This is a genomic window from Duganella kummerowiae, assembly GCF_053572355.1.
The window spans coordinates 275,092-289,556 of record NZ_JBKFEH010000009.1; the positions used below are offsets into that span (position 1 = coordinate 275,092).

Genomic DNA, 14,465 nt, shown 5'->3' on the forward strand with positions numbered 1-14,465 from the left:
GCCGGCAATATAAGGCGGCGATTATAGCAAAACGGCATGATCAAGGATGTAACAGGTTGTCACCAGGAACCGCTTCCAGGCACATCACGACGATTGCACAAGTTTCTGCAATTCGTCAGGACGCAGGATGATCAGGCGGTGCGCATCCTTCTGCACGATGCCTTGCTGGGCCAGGCTGAGCAGCGCGCGGGTCACGGTCTCGCGGCTGGTGTTGATCATGTTGGCGATATCCTGGTGGGTGGGCAGGTTTTCCACCACGGTACCGTCCGGGTTCTTCTTCTGGTGCAGCATCAGGAAAGAATAGATGCGCTTGACCGTGTTATTAATGGACAGCAGGGCCCGGAATTCGGAATCGCGCTGTATCTTCTGCGCCAGGTGCTGCAGCATCTGCTTGGCGACCGAGGGCGAGTGCGAAAACAGGTGCATGGCGGTGGCGGCCGGCAGGAAGGCCACCAGGGCGTCGGTCATGGCCACCACCGAGGCCGAGCGGGTGGAATTGTTGATCAGGGCGATCTCGCCGAAGAAGTCGCCCGGCACCAGCATGCGCAGGCCGATGGCGCGCCCGTCCTCGGTCACGTCGATCACCTGCAGCTGGCCGCCCAGCAGGAACAGCAGGCCGTCGCCGCTGCCGCCCTTGTGCAGCACCACGTCGCGCTTGGCGTACTGGCGCAGGCGGAACTCTCCCTTGATGCTCAGCACTTCCTCGTCGCTGAGTTCAGACAACAAGGGAATCTTGCGCAGGTGGATTTGCAGGTTGCGCTCTTCCGGTGCGCCTGGCGTACCGGGCGCCGCCGGGGCATCGGTGATGATTTTGTTTATGGACTTCATGCGTGGCGTCTGAGGGAGCAGCATTCATTCTACCCTAGATGGTAGCAAAAACCGCCCAGCACAAGGCTGCCGCGGCGACCCCGGCGGCGTTGGCGGCCTGGTCGCGCCAGGAGAAGCGCCGGTCCGGCACCAATTGCTGCAGGCATTCGATCAGCCAGCCGGCCAGCAGCAGGCCGGCCAGCGCCAGCACCGCCTGGCGCCAGCCGTGGGTCAGTGGCAGGGCCAGCAGGGTCAGCACGGCAAACGCCAGGAAGTGCAGCAGTTTGTCGTTCGGCATGGAGGGCGGCAGCCAGCGGTTGGGCAGCAGGCAGCCCAGCAGCAGGCACAGGCCGGCCAGGATAAGGAGGATCAGGTTCCACATGGTGTTGTTCGCCGCCGCCGCGCGCTGCCGACGGCCTCACCGTTTACAGACCCTGCCACTGCCAGCTCAATTGCAATTGGCGGTTATTGTACTGAAAGATGGGAATGTTTTCCTGATTTCTGACCTGGCGCGCCTCCAGCGTCAGGCTCTGGTTGCGGTCCAGCGCATAGCTGACGGTGGCCCGCAGCACATGGGTGGCCTGCTCGCGCACCTGCTCGATCACGCCTGGCGAATAGGGCAGGGCGCTGTGCCAGGTTTGCCAGCTGTAGCCTAGGTCGGCCGTGAAACCGCTGTCGTAGCGGCGCCGCCACTGCAGGCTGGCCTGCAGCCCATGCCGGTTGCCGCCCGGGCGGCTGCCTACGGCGCGGTCATCCAGCGCGCCCAGGTTGGCGTTCACCACGGCCTCGCCGCTGCGGCGGCTGAACTGGGCGCGCAGCTCGCCGGTGGTGGAGTCGAAGTTCTCCAGCGTGACGTATTGCACCTTGGTCAGGCTGGCGAGCACATTGAGCTGTATCGCGGAGGGCAGCTGCAGCGGCGGGCCGATCCGCAACTGGCCCTGCAGCTGGCGCTGGTAGTAGCGGCCGCCCAGGGTGATGAAGCCGGCCATGCCGGTGCCGCGCACGGCCCATTTGCCGAAGCGCCACGGTGTTTCGACCCCGGCAAACAGCGACTGGCTGTCGTACTGGCTGTAATGGTCGTTGCGCCGGCCCTGGTACTGGGCGAAGCCCAGCGTGCCGTTGGGGCTGAGGTCGCGCAGGTATTCGCCGGAGACCATGGTGTACTGGTCATGGCGCGGGCGGAAGTCGGGCGACAGCTCGTACTCGGTCTGCACGCCCAAGGCGTCGACCGTGTAGTTGCCGCGGCTGCCCTGATTGACGTTCTGGTCTATGCCGCGCCCTATGCCTAGGCTGTACTGGCTGAGCGGGGTCCAATTGTCACAGCCGTCGCGGCGCGCTTCCGCAATCAGCTGCAGGATGCCCGGCGAGGGCTTGAAACGCTGCTCGATCACCACGAACAAGCGCTCGGCCTCGGCCTGGTGGCCCAGGGCGCACTGCATCAGGCCCAGGTCCAGCCAGGCGCCCGCATGCAGCGGCTCACGTTCGATCACCCGCTGCAGGGTTTCGCTGGCGTCGTTCTTGCGGCCTTCGGCGATCGATTGCAGGGCATCCTGGTACATGTCCTGGGCCACCGAGCGCGGCGGCTCCGCCGGGGCGCCTGCCTCGGGGCCGCATTCCGGTGCGGGGGCGGCCGCAGCCTTGGCCGCCGGAGCGCCGGCCGCCGGAGCGCCGGCCGCCGGTTCGCCGGCCGTTGGGGCTTTTGCAGCGGCGCCAGCCGCCGGGCCGCAGGCAGCAGGAGCGCCAGCAGCGCCTGCCACCGAAGCGCCGGCCGTGGGAGCGCCTACCGCCGGTTCGCCGGCCGCCGGTTCGCCGGTCGGCAGGTTCTGGGCGTGCAATATCCCGGCGGCCAGCAGGGCCGCGAGGGCAATGGCGCTACGAGGCGGCCTCACGCGGCCGCCTCGCGCAGCGATGGGGCGGGGCTGGGTTGCAGGGTATACAAGGTGGTGCGTTTTTCCTTTCCGCGCAGTTGGCGCTCGCCCAGCAGCAGGAAGTGGTGGCGGCGGGCGCGCGCCACCGTGCCTGCGCCTATGATGATGTCATGCGGCAGGTCGCGCGCCGCCTGCTCCAGCCGGGAGGCGGTGTTGACGCTGTCGCCGACCGCAGTATAAATGCTGCGGAAGGCGGTGCCAAAATCGCCCGCGAATGCCGGCCCGCTGTCTATGCCTATGCGCACCCGCAAGCGCGCCTTGCCGGACTCCTCGCGCGCCGCGCTGTATAGGCGCACCCGCTCGACGATGGCGGCGGCTGCCTCCAGCGCCAGGTCGGCATGGTCGGGGTTGGGCAGGGGCGCGCCCCAGAACGCCACCAGACCGTCGCCCGTGTATTTGTCGAGTGTGCCGCCGGCCGCGATCACCGGTCCGGTCAGGCATTCCAGGAAGCCGCGTGTGAGTTCCGCCGCCTCGGCCACCGGCAGCGCCTCGACCTGGGTGGTGTAGCCCTCCATGTCGGCGATCAGGGTGGTGACCTCCAGCTGGCGCGGCGCCAGCGGGTCGTCCAGGCCGCTGTTCAGCAATTCGTCGACCACGGCCGGAGCCACATACTGGCGCAGGGTGTCGAGCAGCTGGCGTGAGTTGCGCTGGCTTAGCTGCCAGTGGTAGGGCACGGCCACGGCCAGCAGGAAAGCCAGGGTGGCCAGCGGCCCGGTGGTGGAAAAGCCGGGGTCGTGCAGGCTGGTCAGGTAAGCCAGACCCAGCCAGACCAGCGCCAACCCGCCCAGCAGCGAGGTGCTGAGCACAGCCGACAGGCGCGGCATGGCGTAGCTGGCCAGCAGCACGCAGGCCAGGGCGTAGCCGCTCACGATCAGGCCGCCCGGCCAGCGGCTGGCTTCCTTGCCCTGCTGGCGGTCAAGCAGGGTCGACAGCATGGCCGCCTGCACGCCCAGGCCGGGCCGGCTGGTGCCCAGCGGGGTGTTGACGCGGTCTGCCAGGGTCATCGATGAGGATCCAACCACCACCAGCCGCCCGGCGGCGCTGGCCGGCGCGATGCGCTGGGCCAGGATGTCGGCGGCCGACACCACGGTATAGGCTTCCCAGTCGCGCCGCTGCCACACCCGCTGCACAGGCGGCCCGGGATCGGCCAAGCCGCCGCCGCAGCATTGCAGCAGGGCCAGGCTGAGGGCGGGATACAGCCGGCCCTGGTAAGCGCTGTACAAGGGCAGGCGGCGCAGGGTGCCGTCGCTGTCGGGGATGAAGCCGATGTTGCCTGCGTGCGGAACGTCGGCCCAGGCCGGCTGGCTGCCGATGTAGCCTGCCGCCTCGGGGGCCCCGGCCAGCTGGCCGGGACGGCCGCCCACCAGCACGCCTTCGCGTAGCGGCCGCTCGCGGCCGACGTTGTAATCGAGCGCCTGGGCCAGCACCAGCGGCCCATTGCGGGCAAGCAAGCCCAGGCGCATGTCGCCCTCGGGATCGGCTGCGGCCGGCAGGACGATATCCAGCGCCACCCCGCGCGCAGCGTAGGTGGTCAGCAGGATTTCCACCAGGTCAGCCAGGCGCGCGCGCGGCCAGGGCCAGCCGCCCAGCTCGCTCATACTGGCCTCGTCCACATCCACCACCAGCACGCGTGGTTCCTCGGCGCTGCTGCGCTGCAGGCGGATAAACCGGTCGCGCAGCCATTCGTTGGCGAAATGCGACTCGCCGGGAGGCGCCCACCACTGCATCCATAGGGCCAGGGCCAGCCCCACCAGCGCGATGGTTGCGCGCACCAGTCCGGCGGGCAGGGCCGGTGGGCGCCAGACGGGTAATCTCATCGCGTCGCTCTAGTGATGTTGTTGTTGGCAAGAATCTGACAGTATAGCGGTTGTAGGGCGGGCGCGACACCGGGGCCGGTCTTTTGCTACAAAGTGTAAAGTTGACTGCAGGATAGACAGCGCTGCGTAGAATGCATGTGATAGCTATCACGGAAACTTATCCTGGACCCGGGATAATGGCCAAAAAAGGGGAAATACCATGTTGCGTCAACTATTCGCCGCCGTGGCCGTCCTGGCCATGCCGCTGGTGCACGCCGCCGAGGCGGGCAAAATCATCTTCGCCACCGGCAAGGCCCAGGTGGCCGAGCGCGCCGCCGCGCTGGACGACGCGGTTCAGGAAGGCGAACTGCTCACCACCGGCGCTGATGGCTATATATATATACGCACGGTCGACAAGGGCCTGTTCATCCTGCGCCCCAACACCAGGGCGCGCATCGCCACCTACCACATTGATGCCAAGAATCCCGCCAACACCCGCATCAAGCTGGAATTGCTGAGCGGCGTGGCGCGCAGCCAGTCGGGCGACGCCGTCAAGCTGGCGCGCCAGAATTTCCGTTTCAATACCCCGGTGGCCGCCATCGGCGTGCGCGGCACGGACTTCACCGTGTTTACCGATCAGGACACCTCGCGCGTCACCGTGCTGTCGGGTGGCATTACCATCAGCGGCTTCGGCGGCGCCTGCCAGCCGCAGGGCATAGGTCCCTGCGACGGCACCGCCGCACGCGACCTGAGCGCCGCCCAGAAAGGCCAGCTGCTGCAGGTGCAGCGCGGCCAGGCCACGCCCCAGTTGTTGCCAAGCACTATCACCCTGGCCCCGGACGTGGTGGCGCCGCCGCGCTCCGATGAACCTATCAAGACCGCCACCACCACGACCACGACCACCGCCGTGCAACCCATCCTGGATGCGCAGAAGACTGTTACCTTGCAGCAGCAGGTGGCTTCCGCCGGGCTGACCAATGGCGGCAAGACCACGACCACTGAGCCGCCCGCGCCCATCGTGACCGTGCCGCCGGTTACGGAGACCCCGACCACGCCGACGACGCCAAGCACGCCGACCACGCCGACGACCCCGGACACGTCGACCAAGCCAAGCACACCGACCACGCCGACCACGCCGACGACCCCGGAAACGCCAACGACGCCGACCACGCCGACGACCCCGGACACGTCGACCAAGCCAAGCACGCCGACCACGCCGACGACCCCGGAAACGCCGACCACGCCGACCACGCCCACCACGCCGGTGACCCCGGTTGATCCGGTGGTGACCACGCCCGCCGAGCCGGAGCGCCAGATCGTCTGGGGCCGCTGGCAAAAAGTGGCGGACCTGCCGGTCAATGTGGACCTGATCACCCAGTTGCGCAGTGGTTCCGAGCTGATCCGCACGAATGCCGACTTCGCCCTGTTCCGCACCGCCGGCAAGGATTATGTGGCGCCGGAGCGCGGTTCGGTGGCGTTCACCCTGCAACAGAGCGAGGCCTATGTTCATTATGATAATACGGCTATCGCCACCACGGCCGCCAAAGTGGAAAACGGGCTGCTGAGCTTCAATTTTGACAAGAGCACCTTCGCGACCAGCCTGGACCTGGTGGTCAGCAGCACCGAGCGCATCGGCCTGGCTTCCACCGGGGTGGTGGCGGCCAACGGCCGTTTCGAGGGCGGCAGCATAGGCATTCCGGGCAACACCATGGTGGTGGGCGGTGTGCTGAGCTCGGATAACGGCGGCACTGCCGCTTACCTGTTCGATGCGCGCCTGAGCAAGGACCGCACGGTGTACGGCGCCACCCTGTGGGGCAAGCCGGTCAGCACCACCCCCACCAAGTAGCCGCAGCGCACCCCTCCTGCAGCCCCGGGCCGCCGCCGCGTCCCCGGGGCTGTTGTTTTATGGCGGCGCCGCCGCCGCACCTGTTGCGGCCACGCCGCAGTCCTTACATTTCTTTACTAAATTTTCCCGCATGTTTGCGATAAGGTTTCACTTAATATTTTATTAATTGTAAACCGGCCTGGAGCAGCAGCCGCAGCGCCAAAACGGTGCTTCTCCGCTGTGGCAGAGGGGTAAGTTGCACGGATGGGCGAAACTTGCACTGGCAACGATTCTCAATAATAATGAGCCTCCGTATTAATGTTGGTGAATAAACTATTAATATTCGGAGGATATTGTTCATTTTTGTGATGCCCATCACATTAAGCGGTCAATACCTTCTGACATTATTCGGTACGTTAGGTTGAAGCTGGCGTGAGCCACTCAAATAACTTTAACTTTCACATCCTCTTAGGAGCTTTACAATGGCCATTACCTCCATTGACTTGCAGAATTTGTATGTCGCCTACTTCAACCGCCCTGCTGACCCGGCAGGTCTGGCCTACTACCTGCAGGTTGTGAACAGCAATCAACTGACCCTGGCGCAAGTCGGCGCCCAGTTCGCTACCTCGGCAGAGTACACCTCGATCTTCACCGGCCTGGACACCATCGGTGTCATCAACAAGATCTACCAAAACCTGTTCGGCCACGCTGCCGACAACACCGGCGCGCTGTACTGGGCCAACCTGATCAACACCGGCAAACTGTCCCTGAGCGCTGCCGTGACCGCCATCGCCGGCGGCGCGCAAGGCACCGACAAGACCGCGTACGCCGATAAAGTGCTGGCCGCCGACGCCTTCACCACCAAGCTGAACAGCACCGAAGGCGGCGTGGCCGCTTACTCGGGCGCCGCCGCCCTGGCCGTTGCCAAGGCCTACATCAGCAGCGTGATCGACGACACCACCCTGAAAGCCGCGATCGACCCGGCCAACCTGTCCAACACCATCGACAGCCTGTCCGCCCAGAGCGATCCGCTGGCCTACGCTTCGAACCAGGCCAAACTGGCCGCCATCGCCGCTAACACCGACGCGACCGCCAAAGTTATCGCCGCCACCAACGCCAACACGGCACTGGCCGATGCGCAAACCGCCAAAACCAAGGCTGACGCCGCCGCCGCCACCGCCGACGTGGCTGGCAAGCAAGCCGCCCTGAACACCGCCACCGCGACCGCTGCCGACGCTGTTACCGCCAAGACCGCCGCCGATGGCGACCTGCTGGCCGCCCAGCAAGCCAAGGCTGCCGCCCTGGCCGCTGGCGATGTCAACGGCGTGTCCCTGGCCAACGCCCAGATCGAAGTTGCCCTGGCCAAGCAAAGCGCCGCTGCCGCCGTGGTCACCTCGACCGCCGCTGCCGTCACCAAGGCCGCCGGTGACCTGAAAGCCGCCCAGGACCTGGTTACCGCCGCAACCACTGCTGGCACCACCCTGACCAAGGCCGCCGCCGACGCCGACAGCGCCGCCGCCGCCGCCATCTCGGCTGCCAACACCGCGAAGAACGCCACCGACGCCTTCACCGCCGCCGCTGCCAAAACCGCCACCGCCACCGACGACAGCGCTGCTGCCGCCGCTGCCAGCACCTCGGCCGCCAACGTCAAAGCCGCTGCTGACGCCGCCGGCACCCTGGCCGTAGCCAAGACCTCGGTGACCGCCAGCGCCGCCCTCAACACCGCGACTATCGACGCCTCCGCCGTGACCAGCGCTTCCAGCGACTACGCCAACGCCCTGGCCGCCGTGAGCAGCGCCACCACCGCCCAGGCCGCCATCACCGCCGCCACCGCGGAAGTGACCGCCGCCACCAAGGCCAAGGCATCGGCCGACGAAGCCCTGAAGCAAGCCACCGCCTACCAGACCGCCACCGCGTCGACCATCACCACCGCTGATGACGCCGCCGGCACCAAAGCCCTGACCGACGCGCAAGCCGCAGTGACCGCTGCCGCCACCGCACTGGCCACCGCCAACGCGCACCTGAACGCCGCCAATGCCCTGCCGGCCCTGTACGTGCCGAAGACCTTCACCCTGACCTCGGGTGTGGACACCGTCAGCAACTTCACCGGCGGCGCCGGCAATGACGTGTTCAACGCAGGCGCGCTGAACTCGCTGAGCGCCTTCGACAGCATCGACGGCGGCGCCGGCAGCGACTCCCTGGTCGCCCTGCTGAGCGGCTCCTCGCTGCCTGGCCAGATCTCGATCAAGAACGTCGAGACCATCACCCTGAACTCGACCAGCAACACCGGCTTCACCGTGGACGCCACCGGCTTCACCGGCGTGACCAACCTGGCCGTGACCGACTCCGACGTGGGCCTGGTTGACGTGACCGCCGCCACCACCACCAACGTGGCCGTGTCCACCACCGGCAACACCTCCGGCGCCAAAGTGACCGGCGGCGCCAACGTGAGCATCGCCACCGGCGCTGCCGTGACCGTGGCCGGCGCCACCGGCACCGTGTCCGCCACCTCGGCCGCCCTGGCTGCCGGCAACACCGTGATCAACGGCGGCACCTCGGTCAACTACACCGCCAACGGCGTGACCACCGGTTCCATCACCGTCGGCACCACCACCGCCCCCACCGGCGCCGTGGTCGTGAACAGCACCATCGCCGCTGGCAGCAGCGCCGGCGCCATCACCGTCAAGGGCGGCAGCTCGGTGACCGTGACCGAAACCACCAGCGCCAACAGCACCACCGGCACCTCGTCGGTACAAGGCGCCGTGACCGTGACCGGCACCACCGCCACCACCTCGGTGTCGGTGAGCCAGACCGCCGCGACCGCCTCGACCAAGGAAGTGTTCACCGGCACCTTCAGCGGCGCCCTGACCGCTGGCGATACCGTGGCCTTCGACGGCTACACCTTCACCTCCGCCGGCAACGCCACCGCCACCGCTGCGGCCACCGCCTTCGTGACCGGCTACAACGCAGCCAACGGCACCAACTACACTGCTTCCGCCAGCAACGGCGTGGTGACCTTCACCGCCAAAGTGGCAGGCTCGACCGCTGATGCCAGCGCCTCGTCCTTCACCGTCGCATCCGGCGCGGCTGGCGTACGTGTGAACAACGTGAGCGTGGGCACCCAAGGCGTCACCCAAGTGAAAGAAGTGTTCACCGCCAACATCACCGGCGGCCTGAGCGCCGGCGACACCGTGGCCTTCGACGGCGTCACCTACACCGCGCCTGCCGCCGGCACCGCCGACGCAGCCGCTTCGGCAGCCGCCTTCGTCACCGCCTACAACGCGGTCAACGGCGCCAACTACGTCGCCACCTCCAGCGGCGGCACCATCACCTTCACCGCCAAGAACTTCGGCGTGATGGTCGACGCCACCAATGCCTCGTTCACCGTGACCCAAGGCGCACGCGTGAACACCACCACCGTGACCACCCAGGGCGTGAACGAAACCGCGACGGTAACTTTCCAAAGCGCTGTTCCGACCTCCGACTCGATTGTCATTGACGGCTACACCTTCACTCCGCTTGTTAACGGCGCAGATGCTGCCTCTAGCGCCGCGGCGTTCGTCGCCGGTTACAACTTAGCCGGTGGCACCAACTACACCGCAAGTGCAGTTGGCGCCGTGGTTACTTTTGTTGCTAAGACTGCTGGCAACAAAACCGATCTGGTCATTACTTCCGATTCGGGTAGCCACCTGAGTGCTCTGGCTGTCACCGCCCAAGGCGGCACCACTGCCGAAGTGTTCCAGACCAACTTCGCAGGCGGCCTGGCTGCTGGCGCCACCGTGACCTTCGACGGCTACACCTACACCGCGGCTTCCGCCACCGGCAGCGCGGCAGCGACCGCCCAGGCGTTCGCCACCGGCTACAACCTGGCCAGCGGCACCAAGTACACCGCCAATGCCGTCAACGGCACCGTGTTCTTCACCCAGAAAGTGGCTGGTGCAATCACCGACGCCACCGACGGTTCCTTCACCGGTGCCGGCGCCAGCACCGTGAACGGCGTGACGGTGACCACCCAGGGTGTGACCGGTGTTGCTGAAGTCTTCAGCGCCACCTTCACCTCCGCCCTGCAGGTTGGCGCCAGCGTGACCTTCGACGGCTTCACCTACACCACCCTCACCGGTACCGCCGATGCGAATGCCAGCGCCACCGCGTTCGTTAACGCCTACAACGCCGCCACCGGCACCAACTACACTGCTGTCAACAACAACGGCACGGTGACCTTCACCGCCAAGGCCACCGGTGTCATGACCGACGCCACCTCGGCCAGCTTCACCGGCGCCACCGCCGGCAGCGTGTCGGCTGTCAACGTGACCACCCAGGGTACCTCGGTGGTGAACGGCGACGTCACCATCACCGATGTGAACGCCGCTTCGGCCACCGCAGCCGGCAAGATCGACACCGTGACCCTGAGCAGCTTCGGCAACGCCACCGTGAACTCGGGCGCGCTGGCCAACCTGAACCTGTCCGGCACCGGCACCTCGGTGAACGCAGGCACCTCGGGCGTGCTGACCACCCCGGCCGTGAGCACCCTGAACCTGAACCTGAAAGGCGCGACCATCACCGGCGCCGTCACCCTGGACACCGACGTCAAGACGCTGAAGATCGCCACCTCGGATGCCGCCACCACCATCGGCAGCCTGTCGGCCACCGGCGCCACCACGGTCTCGATCAGCGGTAACCAGAACCTGGTCCTGACGGCTGACACCTTCGCCGCCACCGCTGCCATCACCAGCACCAGCACCGGCAACGTGACCCTGGGCACCGACCTGCTGACCGGCCAGTCGTACACCGGCGGTTCGGGTGTGGACACCATCACCGTGTCGGCTGGCGGCACCGCCGCCATCAGCACCGGCGCTGGCGACGACGTCATCACCTACAAGGGCGCCCTGGCAGCTGGCGGTTCGATCGACGCCGGCGCAGGCACCGACACCATCCAGATGACCCGTGGCATCGCGCAGACCGCGACCGCGAACGGCACCTTCGCCAACACCGTGGCCAACTTCGAAGTGCTGAAGCTGTCCGACACCGCCAACGCGGCCACCATCAACATGGCCAATGCTGACGGCATCAACAGCCTGATCAGCGCCGGTTCCACCGGTGGCGGCCTGACCGTGACCAACGCTGCGGCGAACTTCACCTTCACCCAGACCGGCGCAACCGATAACGCCAGCGCAAGCAGCATCGCCCTGGCCAACTCCACCGGTACGTCGGACACCGTCAACCTGGTCTACACGGCTGCCACCGGCTTCACCAGCGCTGGCGCCCTGACCATCAATGGCGTGGAAAACCTGAAGATCACCACCCTGGATACCGATGCGACCGCGGCCACCAGCGTGTTCGTCAGCCCGATCTCGGCTGACTCGGTGAAGAGCGTGACCATCTCGGGCAACATCGGCTTTGACGCCACCGGCCTGACCTCCAGCACCCTGACCTCGCTGGACGCCTCCGGCCTGACCCTGTCGGGCGCCGCTGGCGGCCTGACCTGGACCGCTGGTACCCTGGCTGCTTCGTCGGTGATCAAGGGTTCGGCTGCTGGCACCAACACCATCGGCCTGAACTTGGCCACCACCGCCTCGACCTTCGTCACCTACACCGGCGGCACGGGCAACGACGTGATTGTCAGCACCAACAACAACAACAACGTCTTCACCCTGGGCAACGGTAACAACTCGATCAACACCGGTGCTGCCGCCGGCGACGGTAACAACACCGTGACCGCAGGCACCGGCGCTGACACGATCAAGCTGGGCAACGGTAACAACAGCATCGACGTGGGTACCGGCAACAACACCGTGGTCGTTGGCAATGGTAACAACACCATCACCGCCGGCACCGGTGTGCAGAACATCACCGTCGGCAGCGGCGCCAACACCATCACCATCGCCAGCGACACCGGCGACATTGACGTGATCACCTTCGGTTCGACCGCCACGGCCAATACCTACTCGACCGTGACCGGCCTGGCCACCGGCGACCAGCTGAACTTTGCTGACCAGGGTACCGAGGTGTGGGGCAACTACACCGGTGCTGGCGCCGCTTCGGCTGCTTCCGCGAAGATCGTGCTGAACAGCGGCACCGCCCTGTTCGCCGACTACGTGGCTGCCGCCACCGCCAGCGCCACGACCCAAACCGGCGGCGTTACCAACGGTGTCTTCTCGTGGTTCCAGTTCGGTGGTAACACCTACATCGTGGAAGACCGTTCGCTCAGCACCGGCTTCGTCAACGGTACCGACGTGATCGTCAAGCTGACCGGCCTGGTCGACCTGACCGCCTCCGGCACCAACGGCGCCGCCGCTGTGCTGGGCGACCACGTCATCACCCTGTAATACCGGCCTGAACGCGGCGGACTCCGGTCCGCCGCCGACCAGTGCAAAACACCCCGCCTCGGCGGGGTGTTTTTTTTAGTGCGTGGCCGGGATGCATTACAATCCCTGCAACCATCAGCCTGTTCTATCAACTCAAGGGAGTCGCACGCATGGATTGGACGTCGGGATATGCATCGGATATTGAATACACGGCCGGCTTTTATGTGGAGCAGAGTCCGCACCACCTGAATGTCGTGTGCGCCCTGAATGGCGTCGAGCCGCTACCCCTGGAGCGCGGCTTCGATTACTGCGAGCTCGGCTTCGGACGCGGGCTGACCGTCAACCTGCTGGCCGCCAGCTATCCCCAGGGCCGCTTCTACGCGGCCGATTTCAATCCTGCCCACGTGGCCGGGGCGCGCGAGCTGGCCGCAGCCGCCGAGCTGCCCAACCTGACCCTGCTGGAGCACAGCTTCGCGGAACTGGCCGCCGGCGCCGCCGGCGGCCTGCCGCAGTTCGACTTCATCACGCTGCATGGCATTTACACCTGGGTCACGGCCGAAAACCGGGCCCATATCGCCGCCTTCATCGCGCGCTACCTGAAGCCGGGCGGGGTGGCCTACGTCAGCTACAACGCCATGCCGGGCTGGACGTCCAGCCTGCCGCTGCAGCGGCTGCTGGTGGAGTGGGGCGACGCCCACCCTGGGCGCAGCGACCAGCAACTGGCTGGCGCGGCCGCTTTCGTGCAGGAACTGGCCGGCCAGAACGCCGCCTATTTCAGCCAGCATCCGGGCTGCAAGCCGCGCCTGGAAGGATTGCAGACGCATAACCGCAATTACCTGGTGCATGAATACATGCACCGCCACTGGCAACCCCTGTATCACGCCGACGTGGCGCGCGATCTGGCCGGCGCCAAGCTCGAATTCGCCGGCTCGGCCGACCTGGCCGGCGCCTACACCCGTTTGTATCTGGATGAGGCGCGCGAGGCCCTGGTCCAGCGCCTGCCCGACCCTGCCATGCGGGAGACCCTCAAGGACTATTTCCTCAACACCAGCTTCCGCAAGGATGTGTTCGTCCGCGGACTGCGCCGCATGGCGCCGCTGCAGCGCCGCCAGTGGCTGGGCCAGTGCGTGGTAGTGCTGGTCGCGGCGCCGGAGGCGCTCAGCTTCAAGCTCAAGCTGTCGTTCGGCGAGGTGGACGCCGTACCCGCCATCTTCGATCCGGTGTGCACGGCGCTGAGCCAGCGGCCGCACACGGTGGCCGAGCTGGCCGCCTTGCCGGCCTTGGCCGGCCAGCCGTTTGAAAATGTGGTGCAGACCGTGGCCCTGCTCAGCGCCAGCGGCCAGGGCCTGCTGTGCCCGGCTGGCGGCGACACCGTGCCGGCAGCTGCGGCCCAGCGCATGAACCGCGCGCTGGCGGGCCGGCTGCGCTATGCCGACGACTACCAAGCGCTGTGCTCGCCCCTGCTGGGCAATTGCCTGGGGATGAGCTACGTGGAACGCTTGCTGTACTGGCTGCTGGCGCAGCATCCGGGCGAACGCGATCCGCAGGTCCTGGCCGCGGCGGGCTGGGAAATCATGCGCTCCCAGGACCGCCGCCTGCTCAAGGACGGCCAGCCGATCGCCTCGCCCGAGGAAAACCTGGCCTCGCTGCGCGCACAGATCGGACTGCTGCTGCGTGATAAACTGCCGCGCTGGGAGCAGTGGCGCCTGTGATGCGCTCAAGCATCGGTGTGATATAAATCACACGGACTTCAGTTTTTTCAGCATAAATGTGACCCATATCACATTTTCTGCCGGAAATCGGC

Annotated in this window: 7 protein-coding genes; 3 read left to right on the top strand and 4 right to left on the bottom strand. The window is 66.5% G+C overall.

From position 1 onward, the window contains the following. Nucleotides 1-84: 84 nt before the first annotated feature. From ACLB1G_RS12360 to ACLB1G_RS12375, 4 genes are read right to left on the bottom strand one after another with little or no spacing between them, the layout of a single operon-like run. Entirely contained in the window at nucleotides 85-828 is a 744-nt protein-coding gene (locus ACLB1G_RS12360) for a Crp/Fnr family transcriptional regulator (RefSeq protein ID WP_491627506.1), read from the bottom strand. A gap of 34 nt (nucleotides 829-862) precedes the next feature. Beyond that, a complete protein-coding gene (locus tag ACLB1G_RS12365) occupies nucleotides 863-1,189 on the bottom strand; it encodes a VanZ family protein (protein ID WP_491627507.1) in 327 nt (108 codons plus the stop codon). Between the two features lie 43 nt (nucleotides 1,190-1,232). Further along, entirely contained in the window at nucleotides 1,233-2,696 is a 1,464-nt protein-coding gene (locus tag ACLB1G_RS12370) for a tetratricopeptide repeat protein (protein ID WP_491627508.1), read from the bottom strand. Then, the gene (locus tag ACLB1G_RS12375; RefSeq protein ID WP_491627509.1) at nucleotides 2,693-4,552 is read right to left on the bottom strand and encodes a CHASE2 domain-containing protein; all 1,860 of its coding nucleotides are present in this window, start codon (nucleotides 4,550-4,552) and stop codon (nucleotides 2,693-2,695) included. The genes ACLB1G_RS12370 and ACLB1G_RS12375 overlap by 4 nt, the downstream gene beginning before the upstream one ends. Nucleotides 4,553-4,751: 199 nt before the next feature. On the opposite strand from ACLB1G_RS12375, the gene ACLB1G_RS12380 reads away from it, so the two are divergent. From ACLB1G_RS12380 to ACLB1G_RS12390, 3 genes are all read left to right on the top strand, one after another. Further along, nucleotides 4,752-6,377 (top strand): FecR family protein, encoded by a 1,626-nt coding sequence (locus ACLB1G_RS12380; protein WP_491627510.1) that lies wholly within the window; start codon nucleotides 4,752-4,754, stop codon nucleotides 6,375-6,377. Between the two features lie 461 nt (nucleotides 6,378-6,838). Further along, the gene (locus tag ACLB1G_RS12385; RefSeq protein WP_491627511.1) at nucleotides 6,839-12,682 is read left to right on the top strand and encodes a beta strand repeat-containing protein; all 5,844 of its coding nucleotides are present in this window, start codon (nucleotides 6,839-6,841) and stop codon (nucleotides 12,680-12,682) included. A gap of 149 nt (nucleotides 12,683-12,831) precedes the next feature. Then, nucleotides 12,832-14,373: a class I SAM-dependent methyltransferase gene (locus ACLB1G_RS12390; protein WP_491627512.1), complete on the top strand. Its 1,542-nt coding sequence runs from the start codon at nucleotides 12,832-12,834 to the stop codon at nucleotides 14,371-14,373. Nucleotides 14,374-14,465: the final 92 nt, after the last annotated feature.

Excerpts from the sequence above, each read along its gene's own strand:
- ACLB1G_RS12360 (WP_491627506.1), bottom strand. The coding sequence starts at position 828 with ATGAAGTCCATAAACAAAATCATCACCGATGCCCCGGCGGCGCCCGGT.
- ACLB1G_RS12365 (WP_491627507.1), bottom strand. The coding sequence starts at position 1,189 with ATGTGGAACCTGATCCTCCTTATCCTGGCCGGCCTGTGCCTGCTGCTG.
- ACLB1G_RS12375 (WP_491627509.1), bottom strand. The coding sequence starts at position 4,552 with ATGAGATTACCCGTCTGGCGCCCACCGGCCCTGCCCGCCGGACTGGTG.
- ACLB1G_RS12380 (WP_491627510.1), top strand. The coding sequence starts at position 4,752 with ATGTTGCGTCAACTATTCGCCGCCGTGGCCGTCCTGGCCATGCCGCTG.
- ACLB1G_RS12385 (WP_491627511.1), top strand. The coding sequence starts at position 6,839 with ATGGCCATTACCTCCATTGACTTGCAGAATTTGTATGTCGCCTACTTC.
- ACLB1G_RS12390 (WP_491627512.1), top strand. The coding sequence starts at position 12,832 with ATGGATTGGACGTCGGGATATGCATCGGATATTGAATACACGGCCGGC.